Genomic DNA, 17,042 nt, shown 5'->3' on the forward strand with positions numbered 1-17,042 from the left:
TCATAAGGCTTTACTTGTCCGGTAACTAAACCGCGTAAATCAACAAAGCGAGCCACAGGCTGAGAAAGGCGCGACATTTCCATTTTCATCAAAAATTGCTCGGGCTTAGTTAAGCTTGCCGTTTTTGATTTGAAAATTAGGTCAAATTTTGCGTTACCTAAATATGTTTTAAGCTCGTTTACGAGGTCTTCGTATTTGAGCAATATGTCTTCAGCCATTTATAAAACCATCACCGTCTAATTGAAAAAGTAGGTATACTATTAAGTCCATTTATTTGAAGATTTAATAAACGTGAATCGCTCTATGTTATTAATATAGGTACGATTTTTTGAATAACTACCGTTTAGCTCTTGTTATTATGTGTTATGTGCCATTTTGTTGGCAAGTCACATTAAATATTATCAAAGCAAAAAGTATGCCCTAAATTGTAGCGAAAAAAACAGGGTTTGTATTTAAAGATTGTGCCGTTAGATCGCACAACAGGCAAGAGTATGTTGCTAAGTAAAAGTTTTAAATGGCAAAATGAGCACTCAATAGTCGATATTTTTAAAATTAAAGAAAAAGTAGGTAAGGTTATAAATGGTTAAAGCGGCAAAAGTAGAATTTGTTTGTACCGAATGTGGCATGAACTATCAACGTTGGCAGGGTCAATGTCGCTGCGGCGCATGGAACACACTAGCAGAGTTTAAACCCTCAGCAGGGCAAAGCAAAAAAGCAGCAGTAAGAGCGACTGTTGGAGGCTATGCCGGTGGTGTTGGCGGTGGTTCTAAAAAAATAAATGATATTGCCACAGCAGAAGCCGAAAAACAGTTAACTGAAATTGGCGAGTTAGACCGAGTATTAAGCGGCGGCGTTACTACCGGCTCAGTTAATATTATTTCGGGTGACCCTGGAGCGGGTAAAACAACGCTTTTATCTGACTTAGTTGCCAGAATGTCTCAGCGTATGCCATCGCTTTACTGTACGGCAGAGGAGTCGTTGTCACAGTTTAAAAACCGTGTAAACAGGTTAAAGCTTAATTACAACGCTGATGAACTTTACTTACTCTCAGAAACTAGCGTAGAAACCATTATTGAAGAGCTTGATAAAAATAAAATTAAGTTTGCAGTAATTGACTCTATTCAAGCGGTCGTTACCGATACTGCAAATGGCAGCCCAGGTTCGCCTTCGCAAGTAAAAAGTGCTGCGCAAGCGCTTACACAATACTGTAAGCAAAACGATGTCACCATGTTTATTATTGCCCATGTTAATAAAAATAATGAAATAGCAGGGCCGCAAACATTAGTACATATAGTTGATGCGCTTTTGCATATAGATACTAACGATGGGCAGGTACGTACTCTTAGGGCAAATAAAAACCGCTTTGGCGACATTGATACCGTAGGTATATTTAAAATGTGTGAGCGGGGTATGCTTAGCGTTGATAACCCAAGCGAGATTTTTTTATCGGGTTCAAGTACGGAATCGCCAGGCTCTACCATTACCTGTATTCGTAAAGGTAACCGTAACTTATTGCTCGAAATACAATGTTTAACTACCGAAACCGAAGCTGAGTTCCCGCAGCGTGTATGTGTAGGTTTAAACATGAACCGTATAAAAATGCTTACTGGTATTTTACGTAAACACACCAAAACTAAAATATTCCACGATACGTTTTTTAATATTGTGGGCGGTTTACGAATCGATGAAACCGAAACCTGTATTGATTTAGCGTTAGTGACTGCGCTTTTAAGTAGCTTAAACGAATTTGTAGTACCGCGTACAACCTGCATTATGGGTGAGCTTAGCTTAAACGGCGACGTACGCCCAATCGACAGTGGTGTGCCGCGAGTTAAAGAGGCTGCGCAGCATGGTTTTACCGAAATATTTATTCCATTTCGTAATTACCATAAATCTATGGAAGGCTTAGGTGCTAAAATTACACCAGTAAAAACAGTGCATGAGCTGCTTAGTTTGATTAATTAACGCTTACAGGGATTGCCATGCAATGTTACTCTTGAGCCAACACAGTTTATACAAAGAACAGAATAAGGAAATAACATGAAAAAACTCGTAATAGCCATAGCCATTGTTGCAGCAGGTGTTGGTGGCATTAGCTACGCAAACTATGTAGCGACTCAAGAAGTACGTACTGAAGTAGATAAGCAACTTGCTTTAGTGAGCGATCAAACCGGCGCGACATTTAAATATGCGGGTTTATCGGCAAGTGTTATTTCTCAAAGTGTTGAAATCACTAACATGGAAGTAATTGGCCCTGAGGGCGAAAATGTAGCGCATATTCAAAGTATAGAAGTAACAGGTTACGAAACCGATAAAATATCGCCACATACATCGTTTGAAGTTAAAAGCTTTCAGTTCGATAAAGACTTTGTAGCAAAACTGCCAGCTGATACAAACGAAATGCTCGCCTCAGCAAGTTACGACTTAAGCTCATCGCTTGATTACGATGAGCAATCTGGCGATAGCGATGTTGTTTTAAAGCTTGATGCAAAAGATATTGTTAGTTTTAATATGGATGTAGGCCTTGCCAATTCTAAAGCATTAATGGACGCATTCCTTGCTATAAGCAAAGCGCAACAAGAAGCAGGTGACACGCCACTTACTTACGAGCAAGAGTTACAACAGCAAACCTTAGTGATGCAAGCTATGAGCAAGCTTGAGCCTCGTAATATTAATTTAGTACTTAATAACCAAGGCAAATTAAAAGAGCTGTTTGTGAGTGAGCTTGAAAAACAAGGTATGACGCTTGAGCAAATGCAAATGACGCTTCAGCAACAATTACAGCAAGCTCCCGTAACTGAAGAAATTGCACAATCGTTAACTGATTTTGCCAAAGGCTTAAACTCTTTAAGCGTATCGGCAAAATTGCCTGAAGGTAAAACCATGATGGAAGTAAACCAGCAAATAATGATGTTAGCTGGCCAGCCAGAAGAGCTAGTTAAATTTATTAACTTAGAAGTTAAAGGCGAATAATAGCGATAAGCTATACATTGTCAGCTTAATGCAAAAAAGCCGTACTTGATTAATCAAGTACGGCTTTTATTATTTCAGCTGATAGCTATTTTAGTGAAGAATACGCGCTCTAATTGTACCTTCTACTGCGCTTAGCTCTTTAAGTGCAACTTCTGATTGATCTGTATCTACGTCAATAACTACATAACCAATTGATTCATCAGTTTGTAAGTACTGAGCGGCAATGTTAATACCGTGCTGGGCAAACGCTTGGTTAATTTGCGTTAATACACCTGGGCGGTTGTGGTGCACGTGTAATAAACGGCTACGATTAGCAAGCTCTGGTAGTGATACTTCAGGGAAGTTAACAGCCGTAATTGTTGAGCCATTATCTGAGTATTTAGCTAATTTACCGGCTACTTCAATACCAATGTTTTCTTGCGCTTCTTGAGTTGAACCACCAATGTGCGGCGTTAAAATAACGTTGTCGAATTCACGCAGCGGCGATACAAATTCTTCTTCGTTAGATTTTGGTTCAACGGGGAATACATCAATAGCAGCGCCGCTTAGTTTTTTCTCGCTAAGTGCTTCTGCTAGTGCATCAATATCTACCACAGTACCGCGTGAAGCGTTGATTAAAATAGAGCCTTGCTTCATTACTGCAAGTTCAGCAGTGCCAATCAGGTTTTTAGTTTGCGGTGTTTCTGGAACGTGTAAGCTAATAATATCAGCACGTTGCAAAAGCTGCGTTAGGTTATGTACTTGCGTTGCGTTACCTAAAGATAGTTTATCTTCGATATCATAATACTCTACGTTCATACCTATGTTTTCAGCCATAATACCTAGTTGCGTACCAATGTGGCCGTAACCAATAATACCGAGCGTTTTACCACGGGCTTCAAATGAGCCGGTTGCTGTTTTTAACCAGCCGCCACGGTGCGCTGCTGCATTACGCTCTGGAATACCACGTAATAGCAATAGTATTTCGCCAAGTACAAGCTCTGCTACAGAGCGAGTGTTTGAAAACGGGGCATTAAATACCGCAATACCACGCTCACGTGCTGCGCTTAAATCTACTTGGTTTGTACCAATACAAAAACAACCAATGGCTACTAACTTTTCAGCCGACTCTAATACAGCTTGGTTAATATGAGTACGAGAACGAAGTCCTACAAAGTGCACATCTTTAATGCGCTCTTTAAGCTCGTCCTCAGGTAAGGATGTTTTTACGTAGTCGATGTTACTGTAACCATTACGTTTAAGCGTTTCTACTGCGCTTTGGTGAACACCTTCAAGCAAGAGAATTTTAATTTTGTCTTTTGCTAACGATACCTTACTCATAACCTCATCCTATTTAATTTGTGGCCCATTTTTAGTGCCGATAATTACTTTATCAGCACCGCGCATTGCAAATAGGCCGTTGGTAACTACGCCAACAATTGAATTAATCTGTGTTTCAAGTTGTTTGGCATTACTAATACTTAAATTGTGTACATCTAAAATAACGTTACCGTTATCTGTTACTACGCCTTGGCGGTACACAGGGTCGCCACCAAGTTTTAATAATTCACGTGCAACGTAGCTGCGTGCCATTGGTATAACTTCTACCGGAAGCGGGAAGTCGCCCAATGTATCTACTAGTTTTGTGTCATCAACAATACACACAAACTGTTTTGCTACCGCTGCTACAATTTTTTCACGGGTAAGTGCTGCACCGCCGCCTTTGATCATTTCATTTTGGGCGTTAATTTCATCTGCGCCATCTACGTATACATCAAGTACATCAATGTTATTTAGCTCAAACACTTCAATACCTAGCGCTTCTAGGCGCGCTGTTGAAGCTTCAGAGCTTGATACTGCACCCGTTATGGTGTCTTTTACTGTACCAAGGGCATCTATAAAATGATTTACGGTAGAGCCTGTACCAACACCAACAATAGTGTTCTCTTTAACAAACTCGAGTGCAGCCCATGCTGCTGCTTTTTTTAATTCGTCTTGCGTCATTGTCATGCTCATATATCAAATGTGTAGTGAGTGCTTATTACCATTGATAAATTTTATCAGGAGTAATAATAGTTTTAAGTGGTACATCCCACGATTCAATAGGCAGTGCGTCTACTTTTTGACAGCTATGTGCTAAGCCAATAAGTTGCGGTTTTTGCCAATTGCCTTGGTGGAGTTGTGCCAGTGTTTTATCGTAAAACCCACCTCCCATTCCTAACCGGTTACCTTGGTTATCAAATGCAACTAATGGCATAAGTAAGTAATCTAAATCAGTTAATGGGCATATTTGAGAGCAGTTCAGCTTAGGCTCCAAGATACCATAGTGATTTGCCTTCATGGGTGAGTTTTTTTCATAGCGCTGAAACAGCAATGTAGCGCCATTAAATGGGTGAATTACAGGAAGGTAAAGTGTGTGGTTTTGTTGCCATAATTCATTAATTAACAAAGAGGTATCTAGCTCGCCATCATTACTGAAATAAATGGCAATATGCTTCTTGTTAGGTGTTTTTTTGCTTTTTAGGTGTTGAGTAAAATTCACTTTTAACGATTGGGCTGCGATCGATTGCTGACTTTTTGGCAAGCTATTACGTATTTTACGTATTTGAGTTCTTATTTGTGCTCGTTTATTGCTCATTTAATTATTTAACCGCACCTAAAAAGAAAATAAATTTGGAAAACCTAAATAAACAGCAAGCAAAATCAGCAAAATAACGACGGTAGCTATTAATATATATAGAAACAAATTACTACGCTTTGCTGGTGTTGTTATAAGCTCTTCATCAAGCATTAAGTCGTCGTCTTGCCATTCATCTGTACTTTCATCAGGTGCTTTTAATTGGGCTTCAGGAAGACGTTGCTCTAGCTCTTCAAGTTTTTCTTCTAAGCGAATTAAGCTACTCGTAATGTAATCTAGTGCATCAAAAATTCTTTCATCGCGCTGGCTGCTTGGCATTTGTTGAGAGGGCGTTGGCGATGTACTTGCTTGTAGTTTACTTTTAATGCCGAGGCTCGCTAAGAGCTTGGCTTGTTTTAGCGCTTTATCTTTATTACTTGGCGCAAATAATGGTTTGCCCTTTAAAAAAAGAGCCACTTTTTCTTCTGACGTTTTTAGTTTAGTTGCTAAATTTACGCACGCTGTTTTGCTATCAACACCTTGTGCAAGTTCTACAAATATAACGCGAAAGTTGTCGGCCATTAAACTATCCCTAAAGCTTTTATAATAAAGTGAGTATATACCTAAAGTGCAAAAGAGTTCGAGATTGATTTTATTGTTATTTTGCAGACGCTCTATAAACAATATAGTTAAACGTTAGATATAAAAACGGCCCTAAAAAGGGCCGTTTATATTTTTGTACTGTGTTGGCTTAAAGGCCAGCAGCTGCGCGAAGTGCGTCTGCTTTATCTGTACGTTCCCAAGGGAATTCGTCGCGACCAAAGTGGCCGTAAGCCGCTGTAGGAAGGTAGATAGGGCGCTCTAAATCAAGCATTTGAATTAAGCCGTAAGGGCGTAGGTCAAAGTGTTCACGAATAAGCTCGATTAAACGGCTTTCTTCTAGCTTGCTTGTACCAAATGTTTCAACGCTGATAGAGGTAGGCTCTGCAACACCGATTGCGTAAGATACTTGTAACTCACACTTATCAGCAAGGCCTGCAGCTACTACGTTTTTAGCAACGTAACGTGCAGCGTATGCAGCTGAGCGGTCAACTTTTGATGGATCTTTACCAGAGAAAGCACCACCACCATGACGCGCCATACCACCGTATGTATCAACAATGATTTTACGACCTGTTAAACCACAATCGCCCATAGGTCCGCCAATTACAAAACGACCCGTTGGGTTAATGAAAAATTTAGTCGCGCTTGTAATAAGCTCTGCAGGAAGTACCGGCTTGATGATAGTTTCCATCACCGCTTCTACTAAATCTTTTTGTGAAATGTCTTCGCTGTGCTGAGTAGAAAGTACTACAGCATCAATACCTACTGGCTTACCGTTTTCGTATGCAAATGTAACTTGAGATTTTGCATCTGGGCGTAACCAGTTAAGCTCACCGCTTTTACGTACTTGCGCTTGGCGCTGTACTAAACGGTGTGAGTAAGTAATTGGAGCTGGCATGAGTACTTCTGTTTCGTTACATGCGTAACCAAACATTAAGCCTTGATCGCCTGCGCCTTGTTCTTCTGGGCTAGTACGGTCAACACCTTGGTTAATGTCAGGAGACTGTTTACCAATAGTGTTTAAAATTGCACACGAGTCTGCATCGAAACCCATGTCTGAATGTGTGTAGCCAATTTCACGTACTGTTTTACGTGTAATTTCTTCAATATCAACCCATGCGCTAGTAGTGATTTCACCACCAACCATAACCATACCGGTTTTTACGTAAGTTTCGCACGCAACACGGGCATGAGAGTCTTGCTCTAGGATAGCATCAAGTACCGCATCAGAGATTTGATCGGCGATTTTATCCGGATGACCTTCAGAAACAGATTCAGAAGTAAATAAATGTTTTGCCATTGTATTTCTGCTCACAAATATTGCGCTTCACAAACGTCGGTATTAGCGCTAAAAAATTAAGGGGCGTATTTTATCTAAAACAAAACTGCTTGCATAGTTTTTTTACGCCTAGACGTCTAAATAAAATGAGTAATAACTTTTCGGTCTTAAAAAATATTCATAATGCCCCATTTTTATGGGGTTTTTAATTGCACACTGCACCCACAATAAGTAAGAATGGTTGCCATAAAAGCTCTTAAGATATTTAAGAGCATTAATGAACACATAAATACCCGCGCAAATACACATAAAGGTAGGAGAATTCATGCCATCTCGCAAAGAACTTGCAAATGCTATTCGCGTCTTGTCAATGGACGCAGTACAAAAGGCCAAATCTGGTCACCCTGGAGCCCCTATGGGCATGGCCGATATCGCTGAAGTATTATGGCGCGATTATCTAAAACATAACCCAACTAATCCAGAGTGGGCTGACCGTGACAGATTTATTCTTTCAAACGGCCACGGTTCAATGCTTATCTATTCTCTATTGCACCTAACTGGTTACGACTTACCACTGGACGAAATTAAAAACTTCCGTCAAATGCATTCTAAAACGCCAGGTCACCCTGAGTACGGTTATGCACCAGGAATCGAAACTACTACGGGTCCACTAGGTCAAGGGATCACAAATGCCGTAGGTATGGCGATTGCTGAAAAAGCACTTGCTGCACAGTTTAACCGTGAAGGTCACGATATTGTTGATCACTTTACCTATGCATTTTTAGGCGACGGTTGTCTAATGGAAGGTATTTCTCATGAAGCGGGTTCACTTGCTGGCACATTGGGCCTAGGTAAACTTGTTGCGTTTTGGGATGACAACGGCATTTCAATCGATGGTGAAGTAGAAGGTTGGTTTACAGATGATACACCAGCTCGCTTTAAAGCATACGGTTGGCATGTAATAAGTGGCGTTGATGGCCACGACAGCGATGCTGTTAGTGCTGCAATAGCAGAGGCGAAAAGTGTTACCGACAAACCATCACTAATTTGTTGTAAAACAGTGATTGGTTACGGTTCGCCTAATAAATCAGGTAGCCACGATTGTCACGGTGCACCACTAGGTGATGACGAAATCAAAGCGTCTCGCGAATTTTTAGGTTGGACTGGCGATGCATTCGAAATTCCTGCTGATATTTACGCACAGTGGGATAGCAAAGAAAAAGGCCAGCAGCAAGAATCAAGCTGGGATGAAAAATTTGCAGCATACGCAAAAGCATACCCAGAGCTAGCGTCAGAATACAAGCGCCGTATTAATAACGAACTTCCGGGCGACTGGGCTGCAAAATCTCAAGAATACATTGAGCAACTACAAGCAAACCCAGCAAATCCTGCATCTCGTAAAGCGTCACAAAATGCACTAAACGCATTTGGTCCGTTATTACCAGAATTCATGGGTGGCTCAGCCGATTTAGCAGGCTCAAACTTAACAATTTGGGATGGATCTAAAGGCTTAACACACGACGATGCAAGCGGTAACTACATTTACTACGGTGTACGTGAGTTTGGTATGTCGGCCATTATGAATGGTATTGCCCTTCATAAAGGTTTTATTCCTTACGGTGCAACGTTCTTAATGTTTGTTGAATACGCAAAAAATGCGGTACGTATGGCTGCACTAATGAAGCAACCAAGCATTTTTGTATACACGCACGATTCAATCGGTCTAGGTGAAGATGGTCCAACTCACCAACCGGTAGAGCAAATTGCAAGCATGCGTTTAACGCCTAACCTATACAACTGGCGCCCGTGTGACCAAGTTGAGTCGGCAATTGCATGGCAACAAGCTATTGAACGTAAAGACGGCCCTACATCGCTAATCTTTACTCGCCAAGGTCTTGAGCAGCAAGCGCGTGACGCACAGCAATTAAGCGATGTTAAAAAGGGTGGTTACATCCTTAGCTGTGACGGTAATCCGGAGCTAATTATTATTGCAACGGGTTCTGAAGTTCAGTTAGCACAAGATTCAGCAACAGAGCTACGCAGCCAAGGTAAAAAGGTACGAGTTGTATCTATGCCGTGTACAGATGCCTTTGAAGATCAATCTGCACAGTACAAAGAAAGTGTATTACCGGCATCAGTTACACGCCGCGTAGCAGTAGAAGCAGGTATTGCTGACTACTGGTACAAGTACGTAGGCCTAAACGGCGCTGTAGTAGGTATGACTACCTTTGGTGAGTCTGCCCCTGCTGGCGAGCTGTTTGAGCACTTTGGCTTTACTGTAGAAAATATTGTAAGCAAAGCAAACGAGCTTTTTTAATAGTATTTGATTAAATAAAGTAAGTAATTGAAAAGCCCGCACTGTGAAAAACAGCGCGGGCTTTTTTGTTTGAATAACTGTAAAAGCGTTGATTTAAAACGCCAGCAAGCTGGGCGTCTACAGGGAGTTTAACTTTGAGTGGTAGACGAAGAGCTTGCTCATGAAGGAAGGCAGTTTCTAATTTATTTAATGCTACCTAAAGGGCTGCTTTGAATACTTTAAGTGAGTAACTTTCAATACACTTCTCTTGCAAGCTATTTACCTATCAGGCAATGTAGTGCGATAAAATTTATAAACAAAAATCTTAAATTAATAGCAGGAGCTAAAATGTCTCAGTTTGATAATGTAAGTGTAATTAAAAAAGCTAACGTGTATTTTGACGGAAAAGTATCGAGCCGTACGGTTGTGCTTAGCGATGGAACAACTAAAACATTAGGTTTTATGCAGCCTGGTGAATTTGTATTTGATACAAGCAAAAAAGAACTCATGGAGCTTTTAGGTGGTCAGTGGGATATTTTATTACCAGGCGAGAGTGAGTGGAAAACATTTAACGCGGGTGAATCGTTTAATGTAGATGCTAACGTAAGCTTTAAAGTAAAAGTGGTAGATTTTGCCGACTACTGTTGCTCGTACACAGATTAATAGCTAGTACTGCTAGACGTCTGAAAGCCCATGGTTAATGGGCTTTGCATAAACTTTGCACAACCCATGATTTAAATCAGCAAAACTAGTAAATAAACCTCAAATATCTCACCTTTTTCCTTGTGTTAATCTAAATAGCCCCCAATACTATTTATGAGGTAACAAATAAAAGGATACCCTATGAAAATTAATCTTTCTGGTCACCATGTTGACGTTACTGACTCTATTAGAGAGCATATCAACGAAAAGTTTTCAAAAATCGAGAGCCATTTCCCATCACTTATTGCACTCGATATTATTTTGTCTAAAGAACATCATAAGATCCAAGCAGAAATTAGCACTAATTACGAAGGTGCGCGTATATCGGTAAAAGGGGAAAACGAAGTTATGTACCCAGCTATTGCAAGCGCAGCTAAAAAACTCGATGCGGCACTAAAACATCGAAAAGGGCAAATAAAAGCAAACCTACACGAAAAGCCTGTAAGTACAACGCCTGAAATTGCACACGAAATCATCCAAGAGATGGAACTTAAGTAAAAGTTTTGTTTGTGTTATTAAAAAGAGCCTAAGGGCTCTTTTTTATTGCCTGTAAATTAGGTAAGTTATGCGCTCTTGCAGTTTATTAATTAAATAAATTAGTAAAAAGAGCGCACAACACACATATTTTGAGAAATTAATGCAGCAAACACAAGCAACATGGAAATCTCGTTTAGGTGCCCTTGGCCCAGGCATTTTAATGGCCACCGCCGCGATTGGCGGATCTCACTTAGTAGCATCAACTCAAGCAGGTGCATTATTTGGTTGGCAACTATTTTGGTTAATACTGGTTGTTAACGTATTAAAATATCCTTTTTTTCGTTTTGGTATGGAATACACTCTAGCGACTAAAAACAGTTTAGTAGAAGGTTATAAAAATAAAGGCCCTGTTTATTTTTATAGTTTTATAGGCCTAAACATACTTGCCGCCATAGTAAATACCGCAGGTGTATTACTGCTCACAGCAAGTTTACTGCATTATGCGCTGCCAATAGTGATAGAAGTAACGCTACTGTGTTGGATATTGCTCGGTGTGTGTTTAGCCATATTATTGTTAGGGCACTTTAAAGCGCTCGACAGCGTTGCTAAAGGCATAATGGGGCTATTAACGCTTGCTACTGTTATTGCGCTGGTTATTGCGTTTAGTAATGGCCCAATGGCGCCAGCTGATTATGTTGGCCCATCACCGTACGAGCTGGCTATGCTGAGCTTTATGGTCGCGTTAATGGGCTGGATGCCTGCACCAATAGAAATATCAGCGCTTAGCTCGCTTTGGCTAAAAGAAAAACAAGCCCAGCAAACAGTCACTAAAAGCCAAGGCTTGTTCGATTTTAACGTAGGCTATTGGTTAACAGCGTGCTTAGCATTAGTATTTTTTAGCTTAGGAGTGCTGGTGCAATATGGGCAAAGCAGCAATATAGAACTAGGCGGGGTTGCTTTTGCTAAACAACTTATCGATATGTACGCACTCACGATAGGCGAGTGGGCAAGGCCGCTTGTATCAACCATTGCTTTTTTATGTATGTTTGGCACTACACTTACCGTGCTTGACGGCTACGCGCGCACACTTAACGAATCACACAAATTACTTGGTTTTAAGCAATCAAAACACAGCTTAAATATTTGGCTTGTACTGCAAGCACTAGCTGGCATGGCCGTTATTTTATTTTTTAAATCAGCTCTTGGCCCCATGCTTACCTTTGCCATGACACTTGCTTTTGTAACCACCCCCGTTTTTGCATGGCTTAACTTTAGCCTTGTGCGATCAGAGCCAGCTATTAAGCACAGCGTATTACTGCGTAGCTTAACGTGGCTAGGCTTAGTGTACTTGGTTGGTTTCGCTGTTGCGTTTGTAGTATGGAAACTAGCAGCCTAAATATAGCCCCTTACTTTAGGGTTTTAATTAAAGCCCTAAAGCATTAGATTCTAGGATTAAACGAGGTATAAATGGATATTAGAACAGGTGAGCTTTCAAACCCCCACGTTATAAAGTTACTACAAGCGCATCATAACGATATGCTAAAACACTCACCTGTTGAGAGCGTTCATGCACTTGATGTGAGTAAACTCACCCAACCCAACATAACCTTTTATAGCTTATGGATTGATAATAATTTAGCGGGTGTTGGCGCATTAAAAGCGCTAAATACAACGCATGGCGAAATTAAATCAATGCGCACCTCAAGCAACTATTTACGCCAAGGCATAGCCGCTAAGTTACTCACGCACATTATTGAGCAATCAACACAGCGAGGTTATAAAAAGTTAAGCCTAGAGACCTGCACTGCAAAGGCATTTTTGCCCGCGCAAAAGCTTTATACTCAGTTTGGTTTTAAAGAGTGCGAACCGTTTGCTGATTATGAGTTAGATCCGTATAGCTTGTTTATGAGTAAAGGGTTTTAAAAGTGAGTAGGGGATATTATGGTTTATAAAGTTGAACTTAAAGCCCCAGCACTGGATGAATTTGCCAATTTACGTACACAAGTAAAGTGGAAAAACCCCGACGATGAAGTACTAAAAGCAAGCATCGAAAACTCACAGTTTTGGGTTGCCGTGTACGACATTGATAAGTTGATAGGCACTGGGAGAGTGATTGGTGATGGCGCAATGTATTTTTATATTCAAGATATAATTGTTGCGCCTAGTTATCAAAAACAAGGTATTGGTCGTTTAGTAATGACTCACGTTGAAAACTACTTAAGCAACACTTGCTTTAATGGCGCTACAGTCGGTTTATTAAGTGCTCACGGTAAAGAAAGCTTTTATAAACATTATGGTTATGTAAAACGCGATGGCGATAGCTTAGGGTTTGGAATGTGTAAGTTTATTAGCAAGTAATAGTAAATATTGCTGCATTTTATTTTTATAATATTTCTCATTAACTTTGTAAGTCGGGTTGTTTCTAGTTAATTCATTATCCAACCTACGCCAAAAGGTAGGCTGGTTAAGCCGAAGGCGCCACCCAACAAAATTATAGGTCACACTTTGAAGCTTCGCTGCTAGCGCTGAGCCGTCGTAAATTAAATCTAACTCAGCTCTTTTATCGCTCTACTTATTCCATCTAAGCTCAGCGGGTACATGCGGTTACTCATCAGCTGCTTTATAAAATCAATTGATTGATAGTACGGCCAGTGTTCAACGGGTTGTGGGTTGAGCCACGCGACTTTATCAAAGTGGTTTGTAATGCGTGCAAGCCATGCACTGCCGGGCTCTTCATTGTAATGTTCTACCGAGCCGCCGGGGTAGGCTATTTCGTAAGGTCCCATAGTGGCATCGCCGACAAATATCACTTTGTAGTCGCTGGTAAATTTATTAATCAGCGTCATGGTGTCTATTACGTTTGAATGGCGGCGAGCATTGTCTTGCCAAACGTGTTCGTATAAACAGTTATGAAAGTAGTAAAACTCTAAATGTTTAAACTCGCCGTGGGCGGCGCTAAATAGCTCTTCGCAGGTATGAATGTAGTCATCCATTGAGCCGCCAATATCAAACAGCATCAATACTTTTACTGCATTGTGGCGCTCGGGCGCCATTTTTACATCAAGCATGCCGCCTTGTTTTGCAGTAGCGCGAATAGTCTCGTTTAAATCAAGCGTGTCGCTTGCGCCAGTGCGGGCAAATTTACGTAACTTCTTAAGGGCGAGTTTAATTGTACGCGAGCCGATTTCGCGGTCCGTGTCGAGGTTTTTGTATTCTCGTTTATCCCACACTTTTACCGCTTGGCGATTACGGTTGCCGTCTTGCCCTATACGCACGCCTTCTGGGTTATAGCCGTACGCACCAAAAGGTGATGTACCGCCAGTGCCCACCCATTTATTACCGCCTGCATGTCGTTTTTGTTGTTCTTCTAAACGCTCTTTTAGGGTTTTCATAAGCTCGTCGAGCCCGCCCATGGCTTTTAGTTGGGCTTTTTCTTCATCGCTTAGGTGTTTTTCAAACTCTTTGCGTAGCCAATCTTCAGGTAGGTTGTGCTGTTGCTTTAAACTCTCGAGCAAATCAAGGTCAGCAATACCGCTAAAGTAGTCGCTAAAGGCTTTGTCGAATCGATCAAAGTGCGTTTCATCTTTTACCATTATGGTGCGCGCTAAATGGTAAAAGGCGTCTACGTCGGCAAATATAACGCCTTTTTTTAAGGCGTTAATTAAATCGAGTAATTCGCGCAGGCTTACAGGTAGGCGGTATTCACGCAGTTTGAAGAAAAACGCAATCAACATCTTAACGGCGGCTCATAAAGGCGAGTTTTTCGATTAGGCTTATATCTTGCTCATTTTTAAGTAAGGCGCCAAACATTGGCATTAATCCGCCTTTTTGCGCTTTGTCGTGCAGTGTTTTTGCGTCTATGTCTTCTGCCATTAAAAGCTTTAACCAATCGAGTAATTCGCTGGTGGAGGGCTTCTTTTTGAGGCCATTGGCTTCACGTAAGTTAAAAAATACTTCTAGCGCTTGGCGTACTAAATCTTGCTTAACATTGGGGTAGTGTACGTCAATAATTTGCTGCATTTCGTCACTACTAGGAAAATCGATATAGTGAAAAAAGCAGCGACGTAAAAATGCGTCCGGCAATTCCTTTTCATTATTGGATGTGATGATCACAATAGGGCGCTCTTTGGCTACAATGCGCTCGTTAGTTTCGTAAACATGAAACTCCATTTTATCAAGCTCAAGCAGTAAATCGTTTGGGAACTCGATATCGGCTTTATCTATTTCATCAATTAAAAGTACAGGGCGTTTACCGTTAAGCTCGGCATAGTTAAATGCTTGCCACAATTTACCTTTAACAATGTAGTTGCCAATATTGTGGACGCGTTCGTCACCTAATTGGCTGTCGCGTAGGCGCGATACGGCATCGTATTCGTACAAACCTTGCTGCGCTTTGGTAGTCGATTTAATGTGCCATTGAATAAGCTCGGTATCTAAACTTTTTGCAAGCTCCTCAGCCAACATGGTTTTACCCGTGCCGGGTTCACCTTTAATTAATAATGGTTTTTCGAGCATAATGGCGGCATTTACAGCCTGTTTTAGCGAGCTGCTTGCGATGTAATTGTCGGTAGAGTTAAATTGCACGGTGCACCCTTGTCTGGTCTGAGCAGTAAGTTATTTAGTTATAATGCCATAGTTAATCTATAGGTCCAAGGTAAGCAAAACGAGGTATGGTTTCGCCGCCTTTTTCGACGGTTTCTAAAAACATACTTAGTGGGCGCGCCCAAATACCAAACTCACCATACAAGGCTTGATAAATAACAAGTTGCTCCTCGGTTTCGCTATGGGTGGCAACGTGAATAACTTTGTATTGTGGACCTTTGTAGTGTTGGTATAAACCCGGTTTTAGTGCTGTAGTCATTTGCTGTTCTCTTGTATAATGTGGCTTGCTTTTATTATGCCAAACAATATACCAAATACTATGAATTATATTCTGCTAGATGATTACAAAAAGGCGTGGGTTTTTCGCCATAAAGATATTCCCGTTTCAGACGAGGACGCAGCGCGAATAAAACCAATGAGTGAAGAGCGTGCCGCGGTGCTTTGGGCAACGATGGTTAGCCGCGAACATGACCACCCAGATTTTTTTGATAAAACAGATTGGTGTGGTAAAGAAGAGAGCTTTAGCGAAGAAGTAAACTGGGAAGACGCGTGGGAAAATTCAGACGAGCATTTACCACAGTCCATTTTAGAACACCTAGATTGGCAAGCTAATACCACCGTTTATTTTTGTATGGCGCGAAATAATATTATTGAAACAACCTTTGATGTATTTAAACGCAATTGGCAAAACTTTATGTTTTTAGCTGATGGCAGTTTGTTATTAGGTAAAAAGCGTAATACGGTTGTGCAGTTTTTAGAGTCGGGTAATGCAAAATTAGGTGAAAAGCCAAGCGCTTAAATTAATAAGGGCGCTTAAAAAGTATTCGGTACTGTGCTATAAAACAACTACCTATTTGTTTTTGAGTACAGCTATTGGTCGCGAAAAATCAGTCACTTGGTGCTCAGCAGCAAGTTGAAATTTGGCAAACTGATGCACAAAAAGTGCTATATGCTCAGTTGTGTAATGCGTTTTACCAGCGAGAGGTTCAGCGTTTAGTCGCCGAGCCCGACGCAGATAAACTTCGTAGGCAATTAAAAAGTTTACCTTATTATATTGAACGAGCGGCTACTTTGGTTGCCAATAGCAAAACGCCTTTTGAGCTTGATTCGCAAAATGGCTCGTGGCTTGAAAAACAAAAGCCTACACCGCCAGAAGTGAACACTGAAGCAAATGAGCTTTTTTATAAATCGTATGCCAAAGTGGGGCTTGTAGTACCTGTATTATTGCATTGCTACGACCAAGTACGTTTTAGAATAGACAGTATTGATGAGCTTCAAGGCAATAAATTACATTGTAACGAGTTAGGCTGGTTTAGCTTTTTAGGCGAGAGCCTTGAAGATCAAAATGCGCAATTAATTAAACCGAGTAAAATAAGTTTAACAGCAGCATGTTGTGGCCACCAATGGCAGTTTTCAAAGCGCAGTATTCCGCGTGTTTTATCGCTTAGAGAAATGCTACTGGCAGGGAATATTAACTGGCGTAATATTAAACGCCCACTTGCTTGAACTGCGAG

At 40.9% G+C, this 17,042-nt stretch carries 19 protein-coding genes; 10 read left to right on the forward strand and 9 right to left on the reverse strand.

What is annotated here, in order from left to right; all coding sequences use genetic code 11:
* A partial coding sequence (locus tag ALFOR1_RS20435; RefSeq protein ID WP_232007045.1) for a hypothetical protein occupies positions 1 to 218 on the reverse strand: 218 nt, incomplete at its 3' end.
* A gap of 361 nt (positions 219 to 579) precedes the next feature.
* Between ALFOR1_RS20435 and radA the strand changes: the two genes are divergently transcribed.
* Positions 580 to 1,965, forward strand: a complete 1,386-nt coding sequence (gene radA / locus ALFOR1_RS04000) for a DNA repair protein RadA (RefSeq protein WP_104642140.1) — start codon at positions 580 to 582, stop codon at positions 1,963 to 1,965.
* 75 nt (positions 1,966 to 2,040) lie between these two features.
* A complete protein-coding gene (locus ALFOR1_RS04005) occupies positions 2,041 to 2,973 on the forward strand; it encodes a hypothetical protein (protein ID WP_104642141.1) in 933 nt (310 codons plus the stop codon).
* A gap of 90 nt (positions 2,974 to 3,063) precedes the next feature.
* On the opposite strand, the gene serA is transcribed toward ALFOR1_RS04005, so the two are convergent.
* From serA to metK, 5 genes are all read right to left on the reverse strand, one after another.
* Positions 3,064 to 4,293 (reverse strand): phosphoglycerate dehydrogenase, encoded by a 1,230-nt coding sequence (gene serA / locus ALFOR1_RS04010; protein WP_058547196.1) that lies wholly within the window; start codon positions 4,291 to 4,293, stop codon positions 3,064 to 3,066.
* 9 nt (positions 4,294 to 4,302) lie between these two features.
* Complete coding sequence (gene rpiA / locus ALFOR1_RS04015) at positions 4,303 to 4,956, reverse strand: ribose-5-phosphate isomerase RpiA (RefSeq protein ID WP_089348450.1); 654 nt, start codon at positions 4,954 to 4,956, stop codon at positions 4,303 to 4,305.
* 37 nt (positions 4,957 to 4,993) lie between these two features.
* Positions 4,994 to 5,590 carry a 5-formyltetrahydrofolate cyclo-ligase gene (locus ALFOR1_RS04020; RefSeq protein ID WP_104642142.1) on the reverse strand — a complete coding sequence of 199 codons (597 nt, stop codon included), beginning with the start codon at positions 5,588 to 5,590 and terminating at the stop codon, positions 4,994 to 4,996.
* A gap of 18 nt (positions 5,591 to 5,608) precedes the next feature.
* A complete protein-coding gene (locus ALFOR1_RS04025; RefSeq protein WP_058547199.1) occupies positions 5,609 to 6,151 on the reverse strand; it encodes a hypothetical protein in 543 nt (180 codons plus the stop codon).
* Positions 6,152 to 6,320: 169 nt separating this feature from the next.
* A complete protein-coding gene (gene metK / locus ALFOR1_RS04030) occupies positions 6,321 to 7,472 on the reverse strand; it encodes a methionine adenosyltransferase (RefSeq protein WP_002958976.1) in 1,152 nt (383 codons plus the stop codon).
* A gap of 304 nt (positions 7,473 to 7,776) precedes the next feature.
* Here metK and tkt point away from each other — a divergent pair, with 304 nt between their 5' ends.
* The 6 genes from tkt to ALFOR1_RS04060 all read left to right on the forward strand — a co-directional run bounded on the left by tkt (position 7,777) and on the right by ALFOR1_RS04060 (position 13,284).
* Positions 7,777 to 9,768, forward strand: a complete 1,992-nt coding sequence (tkt, locus tag ALFOR1_RS04035; RefSeq protein WP_104642143.1) for a transketolase — start codon at positions 7,777 to 7,779, stop codon at positions 9,766 to 9,768.
* Between the two features lie 327 nt (positions 9,769 to 10,095).
* Positions 10,096 to 10,410, forward strand: coding sequence for a pyrimidine/purine nucleoside phosphorylase (gene ppnP, locus ALFOR1_RS04040; protein ID WP_058547201.1), 315 nt, complete (start codon positions 10,096 to 10,098; stop codon positions 10,408 to 10,410).
* 180 nt (positions 10,411 to 10,590) lie between these two features.
* Complete coding sequence (hpf, locus tag ALFOR1_RS04045) at positions 10,591 to 10,947, forward strand: ribosome hibernation-promoting factor, HPF/YfiA family (protein WP_058547202.1); 357 nt, start codon at positions 10,591 to 10,593, stop codon at positions 10,945 to 10,947.
* A gap of 139 nt (positions 10,948 to 11,086) precedes the next feature.
* On the forward strand, positions 11,087 to 12,322 hold the full coding sequence (locus ALFOR1_RS04050; RefSeq protein ID WP_104642144.1) for an NRAMP family divalent metal transporter: 1,236 nt from the start codon (positions 11,087 to 11,089) through the stop codon (positions 12,320 to 12,322).
* A gap of 71 nt (positions 12,323 to 12,393) precedes the next feature.
* Entirely contained in the window at positions 12,394 to 12,849 is a 456-nt protein-coding gene (locus tag ALFOR1_RS04055) for a GNAT family N-acetyltransferase (protein ID WP_104642145.1), read from the forward strand.
* Between the two features lie 18 nt (positions 12,850 to 12,867).
* On the forward strand, positions 12,868 to 13,284 hold the full coding sequence (locus ALFOR1_RS04060) for a GNAT family N-acetyltransferase (RefSeq protein ID WP_104642146.1): 417 nt from the start codon (positions 12,868 to 12,870) through the stop codon (positions 13,282 to 13,284).
* Between the two features lie 188 nt (positions 13,285 to 13,472).
* Here the strand turns inward: ALFOR1_RS04060 and ALFOR1_RS04065 are convergent, their stop codons facing one another.
* The 3 genes from ALFOR1_RS04065 to ALFOR1_RS04075 are packed head-to-tail and all read right to left on the reverse strand — an operon-like array spanning position 13,473 to position 15,787.
* Complete coding sequence (locus tag ALFOR1_RS04065) at positions 13,473 to 14,660, reverse strand: vWA domain-containing protein (RefSeq protein WP_104642147.1); 1,188 nt, start codon at positions 14,658 to 14,660, stop codon at positions 13,473 to 13,475.
* A gap of 1 nt (position 14,661) precedes the next feature.
* Positions 14,662 to 15,510, reverse strand: a complete 849-nt coding sequence (locus ALFOR1_RS04070) for an AAA family ATPase (protein WP_058550874.1) — start codon at positions 15,508 to 15,510, stop codon at positions 14,662 to 14,664.
* Between the two features lie 52 nt (positions 15,511 to 15,562).
* Positions 15,563 to 15,787: a DUF1653 domain-containing protein gene (locus ALFOR1_RS04075; protein WP_104642148.1), complete on the reverse strand. Its 225-nt coding sequence runs from the start codon at positions 15,785 to 15,787 to the stop codon at positions 15,563 to 15,565.
* 60 nt (positions 15,788 to 15,847) lie between these two features.
* Between ALFOR1_RS04075 and ALFOR1_RS04080 the strand changes: the two genes are divergently transcribed.
* Positions 15,848 to 16,327 (forward strand): DUF2947 domain-containing protein, encoded by a 480-nt coding sequence (locus tag ALFOR1_RS04080; protein ID WP_058547520.1) that lies wholly within the window; start codon positions 15,848 to 15,850, stop codon positions 16,325 to 16,327.
* Positions 16,328 to 16,401: 74 nt separating this feature from the next.
* The gene (locus ALFOR1_RS04085) at positions 16,402 to 17,034 is read left to right on the forward strand and encodes a hypothetical protein (RefSeq protein ID WP_058547209.1); all 633 of its coding nucleotides are present in this window, start codon (positions 16,402 to 16,404) and stop codon (positions 17,032 to 17,034) included.
* The last annotated feature ends 8 nt before the right edge of the window (positions 17,035 to 17,042 follow it).

This window comes from Pseudoalteromonas carrageenovora IAM 12662, from assembly GCF_900239935.1.
GTDB classification, from domain to species: Bacteria; Pseudomonadota; Gammaproteobacteria; order Enterobacterales; family Alteromonadaceae; genus Pseudoalteromonas; species Pseudoalteromonas carrageenovora.

Bases quoted from the DNA above. Each gene is read 5' to 3' on its own strand.
- rpiA (WP_089348450.1), bottom strand. From the start codon at position 4,956: ATGACGCAAGACGAATTAAAAAAAGCAGCAGCATGGGCTGCACTCGAG.
- radA (WP_104642140.1), top strand. From the start codon at position 580: ATGGTTAAAGCGGCAAAAGTAGAATTTGTTTGTACCGAATGTGGCATG.
- ALFOR1_RS04005 (WP_104642141.1), top strand. From the start codon at position 2,041: ATGAAAAAACTCGTAATAGCCATAGCCATTGTTGCAGCAGGTGTTGGT.
- metK (WP_002958976.1), bottom strand. From the start codon at position 7,472: ATGGCAAAACATTTATTTACTTCTGAATCTGTTTCTGAAGGTCATCCG.
- ALFOR1_RS04080 (WP_058547520.1), top strand. From the start codon at position 15,848: ATGAATTATATTCTGCTAGATGATTACAAAAAGGCGTGGGTTTTTCGC.
- tkt (WP_104642143.1), top strand. From the start codon at position 7,777: ATGCCATCTCGCAAAGAACTTGCAAATGCTATTCGCGTCTTGTCAATG.
- ALFOR1_RS04025 (WP_058547199.1), bottom strand. From the start codon at position 6,151: ATGGCCGACAACTTTCGCGTTATATTTGTAGAACTTGCACAAGGTGTT.
- ALFOR1_RS04065 (WP_104642147.1), bottom strand. From the start codon at position 14,660: ATGTTGATTGCGTTTTTCTTCAAACTGCGTGAATACCGCCTACCTGTA.
- ALFOR1_RS04020 (WP_104642142.1), bottom strand. From the start codon at position 5,590: ATGAGCAATAAACGAGCACAAATAAGAACTCAAATACGTAAAATACGT.
- ALFOR1_RS04060 (WP_104642146.1), top strand. From the start codon at position 12,868: ATGGTTTATAAAGTTGAACTTAAAGCCCCAGCACTGGATGAATTTGCC.
- ppnP (WP_058547201.1), top strand. From the start codon at position 10,096: ATGTCTCAGTTTGATAATGTAAGTGTAATTAAAAAAGCTAACGTGTAT.
- ALFOR1_RS04050 (WP_104642144.1), top strand. From the start codon at position 11,087: ATGCAGCAAACACAAGCAACATGGAAATCTCGTTTAGGTGCCCTTGGC.
- ALFOR1_RS04055 (WP_104642145.1), top strand. From the start codon at position 12,394: ATGGATATTAGAACAGGTGAGCTTTCAAACCCCCACGTTATAAAGTTA.
- serA (WP_058547196.1), bottom strand. From the start codon at position 4,293: ATGAGTAAGGTATCGTTAGCAAAAGACAAAATTAAAATTCTCTTGCTT.
- hpf (WP_058547202.1), top strand. From the start codon at position 10,591: ATGAAAATTAATCTTTCTGGTCACCATGTTGACGTTACTGACTCTATT.
- ALFOR1_RS04075 (WP_104642148.1), bottom strand. From the start codon at position 15,787: ATGACTACAGCACTAAAACCGGGTTTATACCAACACTACAAAGGTCCA.